Source organism: Paenibacillus sp. OT2-17, assembly GCF_009827695.1.
Lineage (GTDB): Bacteria > Bacillota > Bacilli > Paenibacillales > Paenibacillaceae > Paenibacillus > Paenibacillus polymyxa_B.
The window spans coordinates 1-577 of the sequence record NZ_WUDQ01001032.1; the positions used below are offsets into that span (position 1 = coordinate 1).

At 47.7% G+C, this 577-nt stretch carries 1 protein-coding gene; it reads left to right on the forward strand.

The genetic code is table 11. From position 1 onward, the window contains the following. Positions 1 to 577 (forward strand): exonuclease domain-containing protein (locus GRP75_RS28890; RefSeq protein ID WP_272917264.1); only part of this gene is annotated, 577 nt, incomplete at both ends.

The following is a 577-nucleotide window of genomic DNA, read 5'->3' on the forward strand; positions in this document are numbered from 1 at the left end:
CGGTGCGGATATTTGCCGTTTAGCGGAAGAATCTTGGATACAATGGATTTTCTGAAAATTATGTTTCCATCGCTATCTTCGTATCAGTTGGGTTTTGTGTCTTCTGAGTTCGGGCTGGCGCATGATCGCCCTCACCAAGCAGACAGCGACGCGTTGGCTACGGCTGAGGTGTTTTTAAAGTGTCTGGGTGAACTTCAAGCATTACCTCTGATAACGATACAGCGGCTTAGTGATTTGTTTGCAGAGGAAGACAGTGACCTTGGATGGTTTCTTGATGGGGTGCGTGAAGAGAAAGAGCTTGATCCTATTCAGGATTTGGAGGGACATCAGTTTTTTCGTCAGCTTGCGCTAAAAGTGGAAGATTGGACGGAGCTAGCTGCACCGCGTAGAGAAGATGACCCGAATCCACTTTCAGGTGTTTTCTTTGAGGAGTACATGGATGATGTGCGGGACAATTTGCGTTCATCCTTGAGCCAATATGAGGAGCGCGAGGCGCAGATACAGATGATTGAGGGTGTAAATCAGGCACTGAGTGAAGACAAGCATCTGCTGATCGAAGCAGGTACAGGAACAGGAA